At 39.1% G+C, this 19,843-nt stretch carries 25 protein-coding genes and 1 tRNA gene; 17 read left to right on the top strand and 9 right to left on the bottom strand.

The genetic code is table 11. From position 1 onward, the window contains the following. Window positions 1-19 precede the first annotated feature (19 nt). Window positions 20-865: an S-formylglutathione hydrolase gene (fghA, locus tag ACMUMJ_RS13045; protein WP_414679292.1), complete on the bottom strand. Its 846-nt coding sequence runs from the start codon at window positions 863-865 to the stop codon at window positions 20-22. 87 nt (window positions 866-952) lie between these two features. Continuing rightward, the gene (locus tag ACMUMJ_RS13040; RefSeq protein ID WP_414679291.1) at window positions 953-2,068 is read right to left on the bottom strand and encodes an S-(hydroxymethyl)glutathione dehydrogenase/class III alcohol dehydrogenase; all 1,116 of its coding nucleotides are present in this window, start codon (window positions 2,066-2,068) and stop codon (window positions 953-955) included. A 195-nt stretch (window positions 2,069-2,263) separates the two neighbouring features. Here ACMUMJ_RS13040 and ACMUMJ_RS13035 point away from each other — a divergent pair, with 195 nt between their 5' ends. Together ACMUMJ_RS13035 and ACMUMJ_RS13030 are read left to right on the top strand one after the other, a co-directional pair. Continuing rightward, complete coding sequence (locus ACMUMJ_RS13035; RefSeq protein WP_414679290.1) at window positions 2,264-3,157, top strand: LysR family transcriptional regulator; 894 nt, start codon at window positions 2,264-2,266, stop codon at window positions 3,155-3,157. A gap of 127 nt (window positions 3,158-3,284) precedes the next feature. Then, a complete protein-coding gene (locus ACMUMJ_RS13030; RefSeq protein WP_414679289.1) occupies window positions 3,285-3,545 on the top strand; it encodes a DUF3820 family protein in 261 nt (86 codons plus the stop codon). A gap of 100 nt (window positions 3,546-3,645) precedes the next feature. On the opposite strand, the gene ACMUMJ_RS13025 is transcribed toward ACMUMJ_RS13030, so the two are convergent. Together ACMUMJ_RS13025 and ACMUMJ_RS13020 are read right to left on the bottom strand one after the other, a co-directional pair. Then, the gene (locus ACMUMJ_RS13025) at window positions 3,646-3,906 is read right to left on the bottom strand and encodes a GNAT family N-acetyltransferase (protein WP_414679288.1); all 261 of its coding nucleotides are present in this window, start codon (window positions 3,904-3,906) and stop codon (window positions 3,646-3,648) included. 109 nt (window positions 3,907-4,015) lie between these two features. Beyond that, entirely contained in the window at window positions 4,016-4,495 is a 480-nt protein-coding gene (locus tag ACMUMJ_RS13020; protein ID WP_414679286.1) for an FKBP-type peptidyl-prolyl cis-trans isomerase, read from the bottom strand. A gap of 164 nt (window positions 4,496-4,659) precedes the next feature. Between ACMUMJ_RS13020 and ACMUMJ_RS13015 the strand changes: the two genes are divergently transcribed. After that, window positions 4,660-5,244, top strand: a complete 585-nt coding sequence (locus ACMUMJ_RS13015; RefSeq protein ID WP_414679285.1) for a hypothetical protein — start codon at window positions 4,660-4,662, stop codon at window positions 5,242-5,244. Between the two features lie 103 nt (window positions 5,245-5,347). Here ACMUMJ_RS13015 and ACMUMJ_RS13010 read toward each other — a convergent pair whose 3' ends face one another. Then, the gene (locus ACMUMJ_RS13010) at window positions 5,348-5,926 is read right to left on the bottom strand and encodes a DUF1439 domain-containing protein (protein WP_414679284.1); all 579 of its coding nucleotides are present in this window, start codon (window positions 5,924-5,926) and stop codon (window positions 5,348-5,350) included. Window positions 5,927-5,959: 33 nt separating this feature from the next. After that, complete coding sequence (locus tag ACMUMJ_RS13005) at window positions 5,960-6,073, bottom strand: mechanosensitive ion channel domain-containing protein (protein ID WP_414679312.1); 114 nt, start codon at window positions 6,071-6,073, stop codon at window positions 5,960-5,962. Window positions 6,074-6,287: 214 nt separating this feature from the next. Between ACMUMJ_RS13005 and ACMUMJ_RS13000 the strand changes: the two genes are divergently transcribed. After that, on the top strand, window positions 6,288-6,713 hold the full coding sequence (locus ACMUMJ_RS13000; RefSeq protein ID WP_414679283.1) for a YebG family protein: 426 nt from the start codon (window positions 6,288-6,290) through the stop codon (window positions 6,711-6,713). Window positions 6,714-6,799: 86 nt separating this feature from the next. Here ACMUMJ_RS13000 and ACMUMJ_RS12995 read toward each other — a convergent pair whose 3' ends face one another. Then, entirely contained in the window at window positions 6,800-7,486 is a 687-nt protein-coding gene (locus ACMUMJ_RS12995) for a cytochrome b/b6 domain-containing protein (protein ID WP_414679282.1), read from the bottom strand. Window positions 7,487-7,742: 256 nt separating this feature from the next. On the opposite strand from ACMUMJ_RS12995, the gene ACMUMJ_RS12990 reads away from it, so the two are divergent. From ACMUMJ_RS12990 to ACMUMJ_RS12970, 5 genes are all read left to right on the top strand, one after another. Continuing rightward, window positions 7,743-8,633 carry an EamA family transporter gene (locus tag ACMUMJ_RS12990; RefSeq protein WP_414679281.1) on the top strand — a complete coding sequence of 297 codons (891 nt, stop codon included), beginning with the start codon at window positions 7,743-7,745 and terminating at the stop codon, window positions 8,631-8,633. A gap of 122 nt (window positions 8,634-8,755) precedes the next feature. Then, window positions 8,756-8,980: a YgaP family membrane protein gene (locus tag ACMUMJ_RS12985; RefSeq protein WP_414679280.1), complete on the top strand. Its 225-nt coding sequence runs from the start codon at window positions 8,756-8,758 to the stop codon at window positions 8,978-8,980. Window positions 8,981-9,023: 43 nt separating this feature from the next. Next, window positions 9,024-10,958, top strand: a complete 1,935-nt coding sequence (locus ACMUMJ_RS12980) for a putative bifunctional diguanylate cyclase/phosphodiesterase (RefSeq protein ID WP_414679279.1) — start codon at window positions 9,024-9,026, stop codon at window positions 10,956-10,958. Window positions 10,959-11,076: 118 nt separating this feature from the next. Next, window positions 11,077-12,360 carry a Xaa-Pro dipeptidase gene (gene pepQ / locus ACMUMJ_RS12975; RefSeq protein ID WP_414679278.1) on the top strand — a complete coding sequence of 428 codons (1,284 nt, stop codon included), beginning with the start codon at window positions 11,077-11,079 and terminating at the stop codon, window positions 12,358-12,360. Window positions 12,361-12,579: 219 nt separating this feature from the next. Further along, window positions 12,580-12,656, top strand: a tRNA-Arg gene (locus ACMUMJ_RS12970). Between the two features lie 103 nt (window positions 12,657-12,759). On the opposite strand, the gene ACMUMJ_RS12965 is transcribed toward ACMUMJ_RS12970, so the two are convergent. Both ACMUMJ_RS12965 and ACMUMJ_RS12960 read right to left on the bottom strand, forming a co-directional pair. Next, on the bottom strand, window positions 12,760-13,770 hold the full coding sequence (locus ACMUMJ_RS12965; RefSeq protein ID WP_414679277.1) for a phage integrase: 1,011 nt from the start codon (window positions 13,768-13,770) through the stop codon (window positions 12,760-12,762). Continuing rightward, window positions 13,767-14,540, bottom strand: a complete 774-nt coding sequence (locus tag ACMUMJ_RS12960; protein ID WP_414679276.1) for a helix-turn-helix domain-containing protein — start codon at window positions 14,538-14,540, stop codon at window positions 13,767-13,769. Before ACMUMJ_RS12960 ends, ACMUMJ_RS12965 begins: the two co-directional genes overlap by 4 nt. Window positions 14,541-14,694: 154 nt before the next feature. Between ACMUMJ_RS12960 and ACMUMJ_RS12955 the strand changes: the two genes are divergently transcribed. The 8 genes from ACMUMJ_RS12955 to ACMUMJ_RS12920 all read left to right on the top strand — a co-directional run bounded on the left by ACMUMJ_RS12955 (window position 14,695) and on the right by ACMUMJ_RS12920 (window position 19,826). Beyond that, window positions 14,695-14,910: a hypothetical protein gene (locus ACMUMJ_RS12955; RefSeq protein ID WP_414679275.1), complete on the top strand. Its 216-nt coding sequence runs from the start codon at window positions 14,695-14,697 to the stop codon at window positions 14,908-14,910. A 2-nt stretch (window positions 14,911-14,912) separates the two neighbouring features. Further along, window positions 14,913-15,101, top strand: a complete 189-nt coding sequence (locus tag ACMUMJ_RS12950; RefSeq protein WP_414679274.1) for a helix-turn-helix domain-containing protein — start codon at window positions 14,913-14,915, stop codon at window positions 15,099-15,101. A 103-nt stretch (window positions 15,102-15,204) separates the two neighbouring features. Continuing rightward, window positions 15,205-17,130, top strand: coding sequence for a replication endonuclease (locus ACMUMJ_RS12945; protein WP_414679273.1), 1,926 nt, complete (start codon window positions 15,205-15,207; stop codon window positions 17,128-17,130). A gap of 42 nt (window positions 17,131-17,172) precedes the next feature. Next, on the top strand, window positions 17,173-17,454 hold the full coding sequence (locus ACMUMJ_RS12940; RefSeq protein ID WP_414679272.1) for a single-stranded DNA-binding protein: 282 nt from the start codon (window positions 17,173-17,175) through the stop codon (window positions 17,452-17,454). 2 nt (window positions 17,455-17,456) lie between these two features. Continuing rightward, complete coding sequence (locus tag ACMUMJ_RS12935; RefSeq protein WP_414679271.1) at window positions 17,457-17,555, top strand: tail virion protein G7P-2; 99 nt, start codon at window positions 17,457-17,459, stop codon at window positions 17,553-17,555. Window positions 17,556-17,661: 106 nt separating this feature from the next. Then, window positions 17,662-17,889: a major coat protein gene (locus ACMUMJ_RS12930; protein WP_414679270.1), complete on the top strand. Its 228-nt coding sequence runs from the start codon at window positions 17,662-17,664 to the stop codon at window positions 17,887-17,889. Window positions 17,890-17,973: 84 nt separating this feature from the next. Continuing rightward, window positions 17,974-19,503: a hypothetical protein gene (locus ACMUMJ_RS12925; RefSeq protein WP_414679269.1), complete on the top strand. Its 1,530-nt coding sequence runs from the start codon at window positions 17,974-17,976 to the stop codon at window positions 19,501-19,503. A gap of 2 nt (window positions 19,504-19,505) precedes the next feature. Next, entirely contained in the window at window positions 19,506-19,826 is a 321-nt protein-coding gene (locus tag ACMUMJ_RS12920) for a DUF5455 family protein (protein WP_414679268.1), read from the top strand. Window positions 19,827-19,843 lie beyond the last annotated feature (17 nt).

Here is a 19,843-nt window from a genome sequence, read left to right as displayed (position 1 = left end):
TACCTGATTAACTTAATCATCAGATCAAGTTCAATGCTTTTGCATGGTACTCTAGATGTTCACCAATAAAGGTCGAAACGAAGAAGAAACTGTGATCGTAACCCGCGTGCATTCTTAGAGTTAGTGAATGCCCTGACTTTTCACAGGCGGCTGAAAACAATGCTGGTTTTAACTGCTCTTCCAAGAAGTTATCCGCTTCACCTTGGTCAATAAATATTGGTAATGGGTTGTCCACGTTTTGAATTAAAAACGTTGCATCCCACTCTGACCATGCCGCACGATCGTCACCTAAATACCCAGTAAACGCCTTTTCACCCCAAGGGCAATTAGACGGATTTACAATGGGAGCAAAAGCCGAAACCGACTGATACATTTCAGGGTTCTTTAGGGCACAAATTAATGCACCATGCCCACCCATAGAATGACCTGAAATGGACTTTTTATCCGTCACAGGGAAGTGGTCTTCAATGATGGCAGGCAACTCGCTGACAACATAATCGTACATTTGATACGTTTGGGCGTAAGGTTCTACCGTTGCGTTGACATAAAAGCCCGCAGCAGACCCAAAATCATAGCTTTCATGCTCATTTGGGTAATCTGTACCTCTTGGGCTGGTATCAGGACAAACGATCGCCATACCCAACTCAGCGGCCATACGATGCGCACCGGCTTTTTGTGTGAAATTTTCATCATTACACGTCAAACCCGACAACCAATACAAAACAGGGACAGATTGAGTCTCCGCTTGTGGCGGTAAATAGATAGCAAAAACCATCTCACCTTTGACGGCTTGACTTGTATGACGATAACGCTTTACCCAGCCACCAAAAGATTTTGTGCTTGATAATAACTCAAGTTGAGGCATACAGAATTCCTTCTAATTTGTATCAATTTAGACCGTCAGCTATCAGGAGATAAGATAACCATGACAGCCTAAGCTCATCTTCTGACTTTACTTATCAAATAAGATCACGGTACGAATACTTTTACCTTCATGCATCAAATCAAACGCCTTGTTGATGTCTTCTAAACCCATTGTATGGGTAACAAATGGATCAATTTCAATTTTGCCATTCATGTAATCTTCTACATAACCTGGTAATTGGCTGCGCCCTTTAACACCACCAAATGCCGAACCTTTCCAGACTCGCCCAGTTACCAACTGGAATGGTCGAGTAGAAATTTCTTGGCCAGCACCCGCAACACCGATGATAATGGATTCACCCCAACCTTTATGACAGCATTCAAGTGCAGAGCGCATAAGATCTACGTTACCGATACATTCAAACGAGTAATCAACACCGCCATCAGTCATCTCAACAACCACTTGTTGGATCGGTGCGTCAAATTTTTTCGGATTGATGCAATCGGTCGCGCCAAATTGTTCCGCCATTTCAAATTTAGATTCGTTAATATCAATCGCAATAATACGACCAGCACCTGCCATCCGAGCGCCTTGGATAACCGACAAACCAATACCGCCCAATCCAAAAACGGCAACCGTTGCACCTTTTTCTACTTTTGCTGTATTTAGTACCGCACCAATACCCGTTGTGATGCCACAGCCTAATAGACAAACTTTTTCTAACGGTGCATCAACATGAATTTTCGCAAGAGACACTTCTGCCACGACACTGTATTCAGAGAACGTAGAAGTGCCCATATAATGGTAAATAGGTTCACCATTGATGCTGAAACGGCTTGTTCCATCTGGCATAAGGCCTTTACCTTGAGTTTCGCGAACGGCCTGACAAAGGTTCGTTTTACCTGATAGACAGAACTTACATTCTTTACATTCTGCCGTGTAAAGAGGAATAACATGATCGCCTGGCTTTAACGTAGTAACGCCTTCACCTACTGCTTCAACAACACCTGCACCTTCATGCCCTAGGATTGCAGGGAAAATACCTTCTGGATCTTCACCAGATAACGTAAATGCATCTGTATGACAAACACCCGTTGCGACCATGCGAACTAAAACTTCACCCGCTTGAGGGTCTTGTACGTCAACTTCTTCAATTTTAAGGGGTTGGCCCGGGCCCCAAGCAACAGCAGCTTTACATTTCATCGTATTCTCCAATGTGTTTTGCAATTAAAATTTAATGCGTGTTTCAATTAAATAAGTTATCTCAGTTTATACTCAAATAAAGATGAAGATAATGCTTCTTTTGGAAAATCATTGTTGCCATACAGCAATAATCTTTTCTATTATCTCTTATTTATAACCAATCTTACGCTTTTTACCGTAACCGAGGCACTTATTATGAAGAATTGGGAAGCAATGGAAGCGTTTATAGAAGTTGTACGTCAGGGCAGCTTTTCCGCTGCTGCCACTCAACTTAATGTTTCTCCATCCCATATAAGTCGTTTAATTACCCAACTGGAATCCAGCTTCGGCACCACCCTTTTATTTAGAACCACAAGGCGCATTCGATTAAGTGAAGCTGGTGAGGTTTACTACCAACATTGTCGGAGCCTTCCTGAAGCCCTAAACAACGCGGAAGAAATTGTATCCAGTTTAAATAAATCGCCTATTGGGCCATTTAGAATGACCTGTGCGACAACATTTGGAGAACGTTTTATCTCTCCAGCCATGAATGACTTTCTCCTTCATAACCCTAAGATAGAGCTCGACTTTCACCTAACTAATCGAGAAGTTAATTTAATTGAAGAAGGCTATGACCTTGCTATCAGAATGGGCTCTCTCAAAGATTCCAGTCACTTATCTCGAAGATTATGTGATCGAAAAGAATATTTATGCGCATCACGTAGCTATGTCGACCAATATGGTATGCCACACACTTTGTCAGAGCTCAATAAACACAAATGTTTAATTGGCTCAAAAAACTACTGGTTATTTCAGCAATTAGGTCAGAGAAAAGAAGTCAGAATAAGTGGTCAGTGGCGTAGTAATTCCGGGCCAGCCTTATTGGATGCCACGTTAAAAGGAATAGGCATTGCTCAGTTACCGGATTATTATGTTAATGAGGGCTTATCAAACGGGCAGCTTGTCGAGCTTCTACCTCACTATCAATATCCTTATAGTGGCGTATGGCTCGTCTATCCAAAGGTTAGACATTCTTCACCGAAGTTAAACGCAATTTGTGACTACCTTATCGCCTGCTTTCAGAAGAGTATGACCTTAACTCCTCTATAGACGACTTAAGAAAAACAACTATTCTGATGCAATACAGAGGTCGCGGCTATTACCTGCATTCTAGAAGTGTGTTTAAATACCGCCTCATTGCATGTATTTTTGAATAAAAAACCTTAAAGAGAACACCATGTTTCAACAAGAAGACCTCATCCAAATTGCACGTCAGCCGATGCCGTTTGGAAAATATCAAGGTACCTTACTCGTGGATTTACCAGAGCCTTATTTAATTTGGTTTCAACATAAAGGCTGGCCAGAAGGAAAGTTAGGGAATTGGTTGCAATTGGTATTGGAAGTTAAAGTAAATGGCTTAGAAAGCCTAGTTGAACCGTTAAAAGAGCCTGTTTTCAAGAAAGATAAAAAAATTAAAAAGCGTATTACGTTCGATTGAGCACTATCGATGCATAACGGCCCTCTCCTCTAAACAGGCTTTTAAATAGACCTCTAAATAAACCGCCTTTATCGGCACCTTTCGAATCAAGTCGCTGCATTTAGCGTTTCTTATGCAAAAACTTCTCCACATACCAACAACTTGCCGTGACGGTATAACCCTCTTCTTTCGCCCACGTTAGTCCAGCTCTAACCAACTTTTCAGCTACACCTTTTCCTCTCATGGATTTAGGAACAAAAGTGCTATAAAAATCAATAACATATTGATTATTTTCTGTGCTTTTTTCTGTTCTGTATTTCATTGTGGCAATGTCACTTCCTTGCCCGATTTGAAACAAAGACTGCTCAGGTAAATGCCTCATTATCAATCCTCAGAATTAAAAATGTGTGTAAGTAACCACTTTATCCACATACACTATAAACAAAAGGCCCCATTAAATAGAGCCTTTGTTACCACCATAAACTCAATGATTAATGATGATGTCCACCAACGCCATGGGCATGCCCATGAGACACTTCTTCTTCCGTTGCATCACGAATGTCTACAATTTGAATAGAGAAGCTCAAATCTTTACCGGACAGCGGGTGGTTTAAATCGACAGTTGCGTGCTTTAGGCCGGCTTTAACTACGGTAACTTGGCGTGCGCCTTTGTCTGTTTGAACCATAGCGACCATGCCTGCCTTCCAACGTTTTGCGCCTTGAAGATGTTTAATAGGAACTTGTTGCTGACGATCTTCAAAACGCTCACCATAAGCATCAGCAGCCTTCACGTTTACATCAAATTCATCACCTACTACTTTTCCTTCCATTGCTTTCTCAAGGCCTGGAATCACATTGCTATAACCATGCAGATATGCAGCAGGGTCTTTACCAGCAGACGTTTCAATCAATTCATCGCCACTGCGCAGTGTGTAATGAAATTGAACCACTTTATTTTTAGAAATAGACATCTAATACCTTCTTTAAATATGTCGAGTGTTATAGGGCAACATTATGAATTTATTTATAGGACATGTCTTTGTTATGTAATTCAAGCCTAACTTTTTTCACACTTTCATAAAAGTGTAACTGATTAGTCTTAACATCTTACTAACTTTTAAAGGAGGCTTGTTCCATGAAAAAAAATCTTATTACTATCGCGTGTACTCTATCTACTGTTGCATTACTAACCGCTTGTGGCGCAAATGTTAAAGAAGAGACCACTCAAGCAAAAGCACAAGTAAAAGAAGCTGTGCAACAAGCAGTGAAAAACACCATGTTATTTGAAGCGCATCATGAAGGCCGCATTTATATCTTTGATGATTTCGCAACGTATCAAGATTTCTTAGTACTGGGAGAGACTTCTTACCGCAAAGTACGCATTGGTGAAGGCCCAAGAGGTGAAACAATCGTTTTCGGTCTTACTAATGAAGACAAAAAGAAAGTGTCAGGCATTGCATCCGTCGATATGTATGATGGTAAGCTAAAAGGTGCGGACGAATTTTATGGTGAAATGTACACTGAAGAAGGCCGTATCTACGTTTTCTCTTCTCTAGAAGAAATGCAACAAGCACGTTTAGTGGGTGAAGTTGTACTACGTTACACTGACATTGGTGCTGGACCAAAAGGTGAAACCGTTGTTTACGCCCTAAACAGTTCTAACAAGAAAAAGAAACCTGTTAGTCTTATTGCTAAGTTTAAAGCCATTCACGCATTATAAGAGAGTCAGTTAATCAAACTGATGCCTTATAAAGGTATGCGGTTTTCGATTCATGATTGAAAACCGCATCGTTGTAATTTAGCCTACCAAGTTAACTCAGTTATTAAAACATCGACATAACTACTTCGTCTTCCTTGATAGTTATTTTCTTAATCATCAACGCAGCAGATTCTTCTAATGCAGAATGGTTCATGACATACACGGGATTTTCTGCAAAGTACCCTGTCAACGCCACTTCAAAATCATCATGCAGTGGACCAAGTACCGAGCGTAATAATTGATCATTAAAGTTTGATCCGTGAACCGAAATTTCTAAAACCTTTGGGTCAACAAGATAAATTTGACCGTCTTCAATCCTAACATTCGTTTGAATGTACGGTTGTAAATCCGTTTCAATAGCGATCTCTTGGCCAAACATGGACAAGGTGCCCGTCAAATCAGTCGATAAACGAATCTTCGCACTGCCGCCGTTTTCAGATGTTAGATCCACAACGCCGCCCGTCACAATCATATTCAATTTTACGGTCTGCTCGCCCATAGACACTAAAATACGTTGCGGTGGTTGCTCTTTAATTCGTTGCACAATTTCTGCATTTAATCTGTCTTCGCTTAAACGATAACCATTACAACCGCTCAAAAAGACACTCAATAACACCACTAAAGATAAAGTAAAATACTTCATATACGCCTCTGTAAATAACACATTATTTTAAGGTTAGTCTGTCACTTCTCCTTCAAACTCACCAATTCTGATCCAGTCTCCCTCTCTAAACGGTCGCGTACTGGCTTTAAAGAATGCACACGAAAAGCAAGCACAACAGTGATTCACAGCAATGTTAAAACCACTTAAAAAACTCTGTTTAAGGAAATAAAATCCCACTGACTAAAGTCAAAAGTCATACGTCTATTGTTCCTATTTTTAATCGCGTCACTTTAGCAATCCTTGATAGAATCAACAATTTAAAATACACATTTTTTATAAAAAACTAGACAAAAAACAAAGTTTAACTGTATATTTATACAGTATAATTAATTGGAGGTTGATGATGCCTGTCATTACAAAATATGTAGTTGAACGCAATGGGGTAGAAAAAATGACGTTTTCTTCGAAAGCAGAAGCCGATGCTTATGATAAACTGCTGGATATGTCTGACGAACTCTACCAAGTACTAGAAGAAAGCACATTAGTAAAAGACACCAAACAACGCGATGCTCTGGCTATGTATTTAGCACAGAACAAAGACTCTCTATTAGTCGCATTAGGGGCAAAACGAAAAGCACCGCCTGAAAAGTCCGCTAAAAACTCAACCGCTAAAAAAGAAAATAGTGCTTTATTAAATACCTCCGAACCGTTGAAAGACATTGTCATTGAGCCAGATGAAGCCGCGCTTGTTAACTCGGATGAAATGCTCGATTTAGACAACATTGACAATGACATGATGGACATCAACAGCGACGAAGCGGCCTAAGCTCGAGCGAGCTTAAAATGACTACCCGAAGCGTATTGTCATAATACTTTTTTGAAAATACGCTTCGAAATACTTTAACCACTCGTCTAACTGGGTAATGAAAATAACCAAATCAACCAAACTAAACTGACACCTAAACTCATAACAACCCCTACTCTAGGCGTTTTTACAAGCGGCACATCAGACGTAACCCCAATGGGCTTATGACCATGAATCATGGCTATAATTAACTTTTCTTTAAAACGAACCTCATGCAACAAAACCGCTGATATATGAAGAATGACTAACGCAATTAAAACATCCGGTAAAATTCGATGCAGTTGAGCAAGCAATTCCAACACGTCATCACTGGCATAATCATAGAATGGCCCGTACCAGAAAATGTCGTCTGTAAAAAACAATCCGCTAATAAGTTGCATCGATAACAACGTAATTAAAGCAAATACCATCACCCAGCCAAGTGGATTATGGCCTAATCGCTTGGTACGCTGATCATCATTTTTATGAGCTTTTAGGCTTTTAAAAACAACCATTGTGTACAAACGTATCTTTTTAAAAGAGCTCAGTCCTTGTTTAAATTGCCCATGATAAGAGCCCAAAAATCCATAAATAATACGAGCCACTAACACACCTGAAAACACATAACCCAAATCAATGTGTAGCTCTAAATAATCCTCTTCCGATTTTCCCGTTATTATCATTCCCAAAAACAACACAACCATTAGCCAATGAAAAACTCGAATAGGCCAATCCCATACCAAAACACGCTTCATGAAAACCTCATATTGTACGGCTTGTATTTTCAACATTACCTTCACAGGCAACCTATCAAGAATTGATGCAAAACGTTTTTTCAAACCTAATCACTCGTTCTGTCTAGGCCCTTTTATTAATCAATTCAGATTCCATAATGGAATCCAAAAGATGACTTTTATTCCTTTTACTTTTATATAGCAAAGCCTCATGCTTCGCCTATTCCTGTTGCCCAAGTTCATTCAACTCTCGTAATCTATCTTAAAAGGCCTCTTTATGTGGATCTTATCTACTTTTATCGCTGCATGGTTTCAATCCATGCGAACAGCTTACCAAAACTCCTTATCGAAAGAATCAGGTACATTGCATGCAACCTTAGCACGCTCTCTATTTGGCTTGCCTTTCGTGTTTATATACGGTGCTTTTTGTTGGATTGTATTAGGCCCGATTAACTCCTCGGTGCCTGCTGCATTCTATATAAGTGGAACAATTGGTGCGGTTGCCCAAGTTGCCGCCACGTATCTAATGCTGAATTTGTTTAAAACTCAAAGTTTTGCAAGTGGCACCTTATTTGCGAAAACAGAAGCGTTAATGACGGCATTATTAGGGCTTGTTATTTTTGCGTCGCCTTTGTCTATATGGGCATGGATTGGTATTTTCTTTGGTGTTGTCGGTATTATTATTTTGAGTGTTAAATCCCAAATTAGTGTTGGCAGTTTCTTTCAGAAAAGCGCAATCCTTGGTCTAGCAAGTGGGCTTTGCTTTGCAGTTACCTCTTTGGCTGTTGCCTTTGCTAGCCGTGAGTTAGAGGGTCATCTCGCCACTCGTGCAGCCATTACCTTAATTTTTGTATTAAGCGTGCAGTCTGTCTTGCTATGGAGCATTCAATCTTACTTAGAAAAAAACCTATTGAGCCCATTTAACAAAAATATCGCATTGAGTAATAAAGTCGGCTTTTTCAGTGCGATTGGGTCCGTCGGTTGGTTTACCGCATTCACATTAGCTAATCCAGCACTGGTGAAAACGTTAGGGCAAATTGAAGTAATTGGCACCTTATATTATTCAAAATATCGCTTTTCTGAATCCATAAGCCACAGAGAATGGATCGGCGGTGGGTTTATTTTAGCCAGCGTGATCATTGTCGCACTCGCCAGTTTTTATTCCTAAGGGCAATAAATTGGATATAAGTCATTCTGAAATAACATTTTGTCACGAAAGTAAACGTATAGACATTATGTTAGTACTCTATACTGTGAGGCAGTAACATATCCCATTAAAAAGGTTTATTCATGACACCTCCAGCTAGAAATCTCAGTTCAATTGACCGTATAGTGCGTGGGTTCATTGGTATTTCAATTTGTATTTTCACTCTTTTTTTTGATGACTACATCGATGATGCCATTATTCGATGGTTGCTTTTTAGCTTTGGTTTTCTTAACTTAATTTCTCTATTAACTGCGTGGTGTCCTGTTTACCGCTTAGCAAATCTGAGTACATATAAAGTAAAAGATTAAGCAAGTCTTTTACTTGTGCCTTTTGCTTTGAAAGGGAAGCCGCATGCAATCAATCACTGCCCTTGAAAAAGATCCGTATTTTAGACTGAAATTGATTTTGGTCTGTCTCAGCGTCGCTGTTCTTGTCTCTATCATTTATGTCACGGTTGTATATAAGATGGCCGCTGACATAGTCACAACCACAGAATTCAATGCGGCAATGACAGAAGCAAAGAACCTTCAATACGTTATTGACACCCATACTCTAGACGTCGCAAAAAGAAGAGTTAAAGCCATTCTCAAGCAGCATTATGCAGACAATGTATCAGAGAATGAAGTTGCCTATGGCTTTCTAATGCTAAATACCCCAACCCCCTTCTCATTTTCTAATTTACCAAGCCATACCATTCGTTCTATTACCAGTCAAACGTCAATCCATAATGAAACAACGAATCAAGGTGTAGTAGACGTTGATGGTCAAGAATACGTATGGATTCATTTAAAAAGCAAAAAAAATGCCGACATATTACTGATAAAAAGTGCTCAGTCTATCTCGTTGGCTGTGGACTATATAACCCAACGTTTGATTATCACATCTATTATCACTTTTTGGATCGCCGTTTGGTTGGCTTTATTTTTAGCTACGCGGATTAACAATGAAGTACAAGCAAAAAATGATGCGCTTGCTCATATAGCAACTCACGATACCTTAACTAAACTTCCAAACCGTCTGCATTTGTTTTCTATCTGCAAGATTGAAATTCAGGATCTTATTGCTAAGCAAAGTATCCACAGTGAACAAAAAAGTGGCGCTCTACTGCTAATTGATTTAAATAATTTTAAAGAGATTAACGACGCTTATGGACATAACATTGGTGATGAAGTACTGATTGGTTTTTCTCAACGAATTCAAAAAGTGCTGTCTGATAAGGAAGTTTTAGTCCGCATGGGAGGAGATGAGTTTGTTATATGGGGAAGAGAACTTGATGAATCGACTGCGTTGGCACTATCAAATCAAATTCAAGTAGCTTGTCATAACACGCTGATAATTAATGATTTAAGTATTGAAATAAACCCAAGCATCGGAATTTCTCTCCTATTCCAACACGCTACTGATTTAGACAATCTAATGACAAATGCTGACCTTGCCATGTATCAATCAAAATCGAACCATTTAGGCCCTGTTATTTATGATGGGACCTTGGGTGCGTCTTATTTATACGCGGCAAAGCTACGAGGTGATTTATCAGAGGCCATTATAAAAGATCAAATATTTTTACTTTATCAACCTAAAATCGAACTAAAAACAGGTAGGCTGATTGGTGTCGAAGCATTGGCTCGGTGGAACCACCCTATAGAAGGTATGATTTCTCCAATACACTTCATTCCATTGATTGAAAAAAGCGTCCACATTCATAAATTCACACGTTATGTCATTGAAAAATCCATAAAGCAAGTCAAACAATGGCAAAATAATGGCATCGAAACGACTATTGCAGTCAACATCTCTCCATACAATTTATTAGACGATGACTTTGTAGAAGACATTGGTCTGTTATTGGAGACACATCAAGTCCCTGTATCCTCTTTAGAAGTGGAACTCACAGAAACCGCTATGATGTGCGACATTTCATCGACTAAATCCAGTTTACAAAAATTGCGTAAATTAGGTCTGAGCGTTGCCATTGATGACTTTGGTACAGGGCTGAGTTCACTGTCTTACATCAGCCAACTGGACACTAATGTCATCAAAATTGATCGATCCTTCGTTATGGACATGAATACAAATCATCATAACCTTGCCATCGTGGAAGCCATTGTGGGTTTAAGTAATCGATTAAACTGGGATGTTGTTGCGGAAGGGATTGAAACAAAAGAACAGTTGCAAACATTATCAGCATTAGGTTGCCAATACGGTCAAGGTTACTATTTTGAACGCCCTCTTCCAGAGGAAAATGTTACGTCATTGCTTTTAGAAAACAAACACTACTCTATTTAAATTCCCCATAAATAGCGTACAAACAACAGAATTGCATGCACTCTTTCTATTATCTACTTGAGCAATGTACATTAGTTACCTATAGTTCTGCGTACTTTTATGCATGTCAGGTACCTTAATGGATTCTTTATATTTCGCTCATTTAACATCGTTAATGGCGCTCTACCAAAACACTTTGGAGCGTTTCCAGCTCGATAACATCATTATTAGCAGTGGTAAAAAAAGTTATTACTTTCAAGATGATTACACACATCCATTTAAACCCTATTCCCATGCACAACATTGGCTACCTTTTGACTTAGACTCTGATATCTTCATCGTTATCTCCGACAAAGAAAAACCGACTTTAATTTGGCCAGTTAAGGAAGACTTTTGGCACGCACCGAATACAGTGCCTCAAGGAAGCTGGTCTAACCGATGGGATATAAAGCCCGTAACATCACAGAAAGATTGGCTCAGTCAAATTGCTGGGAAAACCGCATGGTTAGGCGCAGAAATAAACGACTTATCTGATTCGTTCGACAAACAAGAATCTGTATTGCATTGGTTAAATTACCATCGTGCTTATAAAACGGATTACGAAATTGATTTATTAAAACAAGCAAATAGTCGAGCATTAAAAGGGCATTCTACAGCAGAAGCCGCATTTTTAACCGGAAAAAGTGAGTTTGATATTTATTTAGAGTATTTACAAGCCACACAACAAACCTCTTATCAAGAACCTTATTCAGGCATTGTTGCGTTAAACCAGAACGCAGCGGTATTGCATTATGAACACAAACAAACTCAAGTACCCAAGACATCAAAAACACTATTGATTGACGCAGGTGTAAAGCAGAACGGTTACGGCAGTGATATTACTCGTACCTTTACAACAGACACTGGATTGTTTCACGATTTGTTAATGAAAATGGATCAGATACAACAGTCGCTTGCGAAAAGTGCTGTTTCGGGAGCAGACTACAAAGACCTACACTTAAATGGCCTTACACAAATCGCCACGCTGCTGCATGACGCTCGCATTTGTTCTCTGTCCGCTGAAGAACAAATCAGTAAAGGCATTACTCAGACCTTTTTCCCTCATGGATTAGGCCACCTTTTAGGGCTGCAAGTGCATGACTTGGGTGGACATCAAGTATCTCCTCAAGGAGAAAGGTTACCTCCACCAGATTTCGCCCCTTTTTTACGACTCACACGAGAACTTGAGAAAGGCATGGTGGTTACTATAGAGCCTGGTTTGTATTTCATTCCGATGTTATTAGAAAAAATGGACGCCAACATATCAAATCATGGCTGTGATATGGCGTTGATCAATACTTTACTTCCTTTTGGTGGTATTCGTATCGAAGACAATATTTTGGTGCAAAGTGGCACAAGTATTAATTTAACGCGAGATCAGTAAAACACACCCAGCCTAGCATAGGTATTTATGAGTGGGCTCTTATGCAAACCAGAAGGTTTATGTGGAAAATGCGTCTTAAAAAAACTGAAAGCTAACCTCAACTTATTCATAAGTGTCGCACTTATTATATGAATCCCTGGAGCAGCTCTCTTGAGGAGGATCACCATCTTATGTATACTTCGCCCATAAATTTGTAACATTAAAACAATACAAATCCATGCACCCGTAGCTCAGCTGGATAGAGCGCACCCCTCCGGAGGGTGAGGCCGGAGGTTCGAATCCTCTCGGGTGTACCATTTTAAATTTTTTTATCTTATTGATTTTTATACATTTTATTTTATATTTCTTTTCTTGAAAATACTTTTATTCCTACATATTGACTACATAAATAATTCTTAATTAATAAGAATGCATATTAGAGTTTTTTATTATGGACATAGGGTTAAGTTTTTTTGCATCTTGTAAGTGCTCAGGTGCTAAATGAGCATATCGCATTGTCATTATGATAGTTGAGTGGCCAAGAATCTTTTGAAGTGTCAATATATTGCCACTATTCATCATGAAATGACTTGAAAAACTGTGTCTCAGCACGTGCGATGATTGTCCTTGAGGTAGTTTTATATTCGTTGTTTTTAGATATTTTCTAAAAGATTTAATACAGTCAAAAAATCTTCCATGTTTTTTCATGTGTTCTTCAAGTTGTTTGAATAGAGTGTCACTGATTGGTATAGAGCGATTTTTTCCACTTTTTGTATCAGTGAAATCTACTTGACCATTCCTAATATTCTTTGCGGTGAGTCCTTCCGCTTCACCCCATCTTGCCCCAGTTGATAAACATACTCGTGTTATAAGAGAAACGTGTTCGTTGCCTGTTTTATCTATGGTTAATAACAGTTCTTCAATTTGTGCTGATGTAAGCCAACTCAATTCTTTTTCGCTGATTTTGATCGGGCGCACACCCTTTAAAGGGTTGCTGTAGTCAATTGTTTGGATGCGTTCCAACTCATTAAAAACGGCATTGAGGTAGCCTAGTTCATTGTTACACGTTTTTGGAGTTACACCTGATTCAATCCTACTGGATCGCTCAAGCATGTAGTTAGAAGGGCTGATCTTTTTGGCAATAGGAGAGCCTAATCTACGATCTAAATTCCTAAGCGTTCTGACTCGCTGACTGGCACCTTTTAGATAACGTCCATGAGACTCAAACCATATATCAATTAGCTTACTCAGCTTTCGATTGACCTCTTTAGATGGGTTCCAATCTTTATCATCAAATGACTTATTAAGAACATATTTTTCAAATCGTTGCGCTTCAACACGAGTATTAAATTTCTTTCTTACACGCTTTCCATTTCGACCGTTTGGATAAACATCAACGAGCCAATTTTTATCAACTTTTTTTATAGTCATAAGATTCTAAAAGGGGACTCATTTTTATGGAATTCTTCATCAAAATGACTGATATATAATTGCCCATTAACCGACATAAAAGAGTCAGTATATTTACTACCTTCTTTTAGTTTCTCAAAATTACTTAAGAGTGATTCATCATTAATTTCTTGTAGAGATTCAAATAAGATAAAACTATTTTGTGATGCAAGCTTAAAGTCTTGAGATGATAGGCCTTTATACTGTGCCGATGTGATAATTTTTTTATCCACTGAATATAGTTTATTTCTAAGGCTTGTTAAGTAACTTATCCCATCGTCATTCTCATCAAACCTTAAAAAACCTTCTGTTAACCAGATAAAACCATTTTTTAGTATCTGAGAGCTTAAATTTTCAACTGTAAACTCTTCAAGCTTTATAAGTGCAGCTAATTGAGAAGGTTCTTCCAAGTTTTGTATGAAAATAAGCTCGCAATCTTTCAATAACTTTGAATTTATTAAGCCATTATGAATAAATCTAGGGTCACATACATCCACAATATTTATTTGCTTTTTTTGTATGATATTTGGACATGTTTGTTCTGACCTAAACTCGACTGAACCAGTAATTAGCCAAAGGGCATACTCTGGCCATTTGGCTACTATTTTTTCAACAAGGCTGCTACGTGGTGTATTTCCTTCATTCTCTATTGCTTCGATAGTTCTAATAGGCACGTCTATTTCTGAACAGAACTTTTTTCTACTTAAGCCTAGTGTATTTCTAAGCTCTATAAATCTTTTGGATATAGACATAATATACCTCTAAAAATCAAGATACACATTAAAATGTGGTTTAAATATCATATAAATAAATATAGCATCAAACAATACACATTTCTATGTAATATTTTTCTTGTATTGATAAGATTGTTTGGATTATAGTTATCAAAAATATTAGGAGAGCATGATGAATATTCAGGTAGATAGTCATAAAAGAGAGCTTTTCGACAGAGTGTCAAAGGCGTTAAAAAAAGCTGGAAGGCAAGGTGATATAGATGTTGCGATGTATACATCTATTGTTATGGATCTGTGTCAGGTCTTAGTCGATAGTTTTGATGGCGAGCAAGATTTAGATTCCACTCTAGAAAAAGTTATTAGCTCTATGCTTATAAGTGGTAAATAGACATGAATAATATTGTAGCGTTAACGTCTCCAATTGTCTCCCAAGAGCAGTTTTCTGAGTTAGTAGGTTTATCTCCTGATATCGTTAGAGCATGGATTAACAGAGGGTTGATTCCAACCGTTAAAATAGGGAAGAGAAGGCTAATAAATGTCGCCAAATTGACACAAGAAATGATGGAACTTGAACATTAAAAAAGGCCATACCAGCTGTAACTGAGTATGACCTCCGTGGAAAGAAGTGCTGTAACACTGATTTCCGCTATTTGTCCCAAATCGCTAAAAAAGGAACACGTGAATGTTATCTCATTCTGCGAGTCATTTGCAATTTGTCGCGCCTAAAGCGACCTTATACAAGCTTAAAACCCCTATGTTCGGTGATAAATCATTCACTGGGTATGATGGCGCTAATAAGGCTTCGTCTACGATTGACTCCTTTGGCACCAAAGAATGCATAACATTTCGTGACAAGATCATTTCAAAACACTTGGCGCTAGCTTCTGCGCTTCGTGCTGAGTATGAATATATAGCGAAACAAGAAGGTTATGTTAAAGCCAATAGACGCTTTCTAGACCTTGATAAAAAGCTCACAATCAATGGCTTCAGCCTATGTGCGTCTCCAGAATCTCTTCAAGATCTGTCCAAGGCTCTCTCTAATAAATGCCGACAAGCAAAAGTTTATAATCCGGCCAATCATGCCTTTGTGGTTGATTATTGTTACAAGCTGGCTATCCAATACAATCTTGAGTTTGCTTTTGACGACCTTGAACTAGAGCCAATCATTAATCGCTTTCTAGATTATCGCATTTGGAAGCGCAAACTTCTCTCATTGCAAAAAATCACCCTTCAAAACGTTTGTAGAGAGCTTCGTCAGGTTCATTATTTACGCTCACCTTATTCATCAGATTTATCCCTTAAAAGGCATAAGCAGCGTAAAGCCAACAACAAAGCCTATTTAGAAAGCCAAATAGCAGTAAATCAAGATGGATACGAAAGGACGCTTTTAGATCTTTCTGATCGATCAACATCTAACCCTAAACATCGACGTACAGAGCTAATTGTTACCACTAAAGGACAAGAGCTTTTAGCTAAATCATTGGGAATGATGGGGGTTTTCATTACTCCTACTTTGCATTCAGCGATGCACCGTATGACCAAAATTACTGATAAAAAAGGGAAGGTCATTAAAGTCATTCCTAATCCTAAGTGGGATGGATCGACCCCAAAAGACGGCCATAACTATTTGCTTAAGAAATTTTGGCAACCTGCCTCAGCCAAGCTTAAACGAAACAACATCCAATATTTTGGCCTTCGAGTACCTGAACCACATCACGATGGAACGCCTCACTGGCACCTACTTCTTTTTATATTCCCTGATGACTATGAAAGTTTAAAAGAGATTCTAACCGAGTACGCCCTTCGTACCGATCCTGATGAAAAAGGAGCAAGCGAGCGCCGAATTACTTTTGAGCGAATCAAAGAAGGCATCAACCCTGAAACTGGTCTTGAGTATTCAGCGGTTGGCTATGTCATCAAATATATATGCAAAAACGTCGATGGTTACATGATCGACAACCAAATTCACATGACCGACATACATAAAGATTGGCATCAAACAAACCCATATGAAAGTGCCGAAAAAATAGAAACATGGGCAAGAGATAACGGCATCAGACAGTTTCAAAGACTAGGAGTGACTAGCGTGCAGCTATATAGAGAGTTCAGACGATTAGGAGAGCAAGAAGGCCATTTGGAAACGATTAGACAAACTGCTGCCGATGGTGATTGGGCTGCATTTGTTATAGCTACGGGTGGTCCATTTGTTCCAAGAAAAGAACAGGTGGTTTCCATTGCTTATGGTAAAGGCAACAAGCTAAACAAAGACACCGGTGAAATTATTCCAGTTCTTAAAACAAGATACGGTGACGATGCAAAAGATAGAGTCATTGGTGTGCTGTACGCAGGTATGACCGTTCTTAGCCGAATCAATTTTTGGGAAATAAAAGATACTGAAGAAATCAAATTAGCTCGTCAGAAAATTATGACAGGTGTTGTCGATCTTATATCTGAGATCTGTAAACAAAACACTTATGACATAAACCACACACAAATTTCAAAACCGCATTCTGATGAAAACTTGTTTTCGAAGAGTGGGGTTCTGCCCGCGCGGCAAAGAGCGCCATTGCGACAGACGAAGTCTGGAGCCTTGGACTTGTTTCAATAACTCTACGCAGTACACATAAACGAAAATAACGGAGAAATAACTATGTTGAAAATATCTATCATTGAAGGTCATCACGCTGCACAAACACGCAATACAAAAAATGGTGCTCGTTACTTCCAAGTTGCCTATGCGGACATGGGCGGCGCTTTCCCTCAAGAAATTGAGATCCCTATTCGTAACCCTGCTGAGGCCAAGCCTATTGGCGAATACAGCCTAGCTTTGTCGACCTTTCAGGTTGGCCGTTATAAGAACTTAGAGCTTAACCCTTTCCAGCTTAATCTCGTGCCGTTTAACAAAACTGCACCAATGCAAAAGGCTGGTTAGTCATGTCTACAGAAGAATTCGAAAGCTTATGGCTTTTGATTTTTTGCGCCTCGCTCATTGTCGCATTTGGGCTTGGTGCAATTAAAGGGGGACAACGATGACAGATACTGAATTTGTTATTTCGTCCCTAATTACCGCCTACGTCCTAGGTTGGGCGTTTGGTTCAACAATCTTGTATTTCAAAAAATTAGTTGAGGTATCGACATCATGAAAATGAATAATTTAAAAACGAAAGTAGCAGCAACCTCTGTCATTGTTGCCGCATCGGTTACAACTGCTCAAGCAGCATTACCTGCTGATGCACAGGCTGCTGTTGATTCAGTTAACACCTTTGCAACAGATATGATCGCTTGGGCTTGGCCTGTTGTCGCAACAATTACTGTTGCGGGTATTGGTATCAAGTTATTTAAGAAGTTCTCTAACAAAGCAACTTAATGATCCCTTGATAACAATTTTTTAAGTCTAGGGAGGGCTTTAGCCTTCCCTTTTTTTATCAATTTTTATTCTTAGGCCAATATAATGTTAACTTCTCATTTTTCAGAAATGCCTAGGCTTCTCACATTTTTTTTATCCTTATTTCTGGCCTTTTCAGTAAATGCTGTAGAGCCAGCTCAAGCTGGGTACTACTGGGAAGGGTTTAATTTACATGGATCTTCACCATCAGGTGTTGCTGTCTCAATTCAAAATAGAGTTGGTTTTACAACTTATTGTGCTTCATATGACTTGAAGCCCTTTGGTGATCCGATTGCCTATTCTATGACTTGCTATAGAAGTTCGGGGTCTTCCTATAATTCATATAACATCGTCAAATCTTTTTGTTCATCTAGCTCAGATGCGGAGTCTTGCCAAGTTGGCTACCAGCCTCCTGTCGAAATGTGCTCTGATGGCTTTCCGCCTAATGTTTATGGTTATGAAGATAATTGCGATAGGCCGACACCAAAAAAATGTGATAGCGGTGAATATGTAGAAGAGAGAGCTTATTGCTCTGTATCTAATGGAATTTGTTCTGACTATGACTCTTGTTATCAATATGCAATAACTAACGCAAACTGCTCTTCATCTTCGTCACGTTTTTCTTTCAATTACCGAGATCCAAATAACTGGGATTATTCTTGTGGTGACATTGATCCCGCCTCTCCAGATCATCCCAATAACGGTGGGAATGCTGATGGCAACGAATATAATGACCCGCAAAGTCCAGAACCACCTATCAGTTCTGGTAATTCAGATCCATCTGTTTTAGCAGCTGCCATAGGCTTAGAGCTTAGATCCGATTTTGGTAATGTTGAACGTGCCATTAGAGACGGTATCAGTTCGGCAGACTCGAATGTCAATAGAACTATTGATGCTATTAATTCAGCACAATCCAACCTTAACTCAACACTATCTGATATTAAGTCTTCTATTCAGGAAGGTCACGCTGCCGATAACGGTTCCTCTTCAATCATTGATTCAGTCAATAGTGCTTCATCGAGTATCTCGGGTTCTATCAACCAATCATCATCTGATATTTCAAATAATATTGCTAATAGCTCTAGTGACATTGTCGATTCAGTCAATGGCTTAAATAATTCAGTCTCATCCGGCAACGGCATTATTTCAAGCCAGTTAGCAGGCATCTCTTCAAAACTGGATAACTTAAAGACGTGCGACCCTAATCTTGATCCACAAAGCTGTGAAGGCGAACACGGTATTACAAGCGGGTTTATTACTAATGTCATGGATACACTAGTGGGTGTCTTTAATGACGAAAATGAAGCCGCCCTTGACTCAGTAAAAAGTGAAATAACCACAATCGAAAGTGCATCCCCTCTAAAGAGTAGCGTTATTGAGGGCATATTCGACCCAATTTTACACATACTTCCTCAACCCCAAGAGTGTATTCCGCTTATTTTTGGGAATCAGTCTCAACCCTATAGCTTCACTTTATCCTGTGATTTCTCTGATAAGTTCAAGGCTGTTTTTGGATTTTTGCTTGCGTTCTATACGATCCAACAGCTCATAGGAATCATCATATCCAGTGCACAGCCAAGACAAGAAGGATCTTAACTATGCCTACTTTATTACTCTCTTTGATTTCTTCTGTAGGGGGGCTTTTACGACTACCAGCCTTAGCGACATTCTTTGCAACTATGCTAGGTAATTTCATCGCCTTCTTTGCTAAATGGTTTACAGCACGAACAGCTACTCAGCTTGGTGTTATAGCAACTATTGCTACCCTCACGATAGGAATGGTTGCTCTATTGAAAACACTTATAGCAAGTATTGCCTTGGTCGCTCCACCAATGTTTATTCAAGCAATGAGTTTAATTGTTCCAAATAACGCCCCTATTTGTTTAGCTGTGCTTGTCTCTGCTCACACCATCAAATGAGTGTGGTTGTGGCAAGT

The sequence above is a fragment of the Marinomonas phycocola genome (assembly GCF_047525455.1).
In the GTDB taxonomy this organism is placed as follows: domain Bacteria; phylum Pseudomonadota; class Gammaproteobacteria; order Pseudomonadales; family Marinomonadaceae; genus Marinomonas.
Note: the sequence above shows the minus strand (reverse complement) of the source record. Positions and strands in the feature narration are given on the sequence as shown.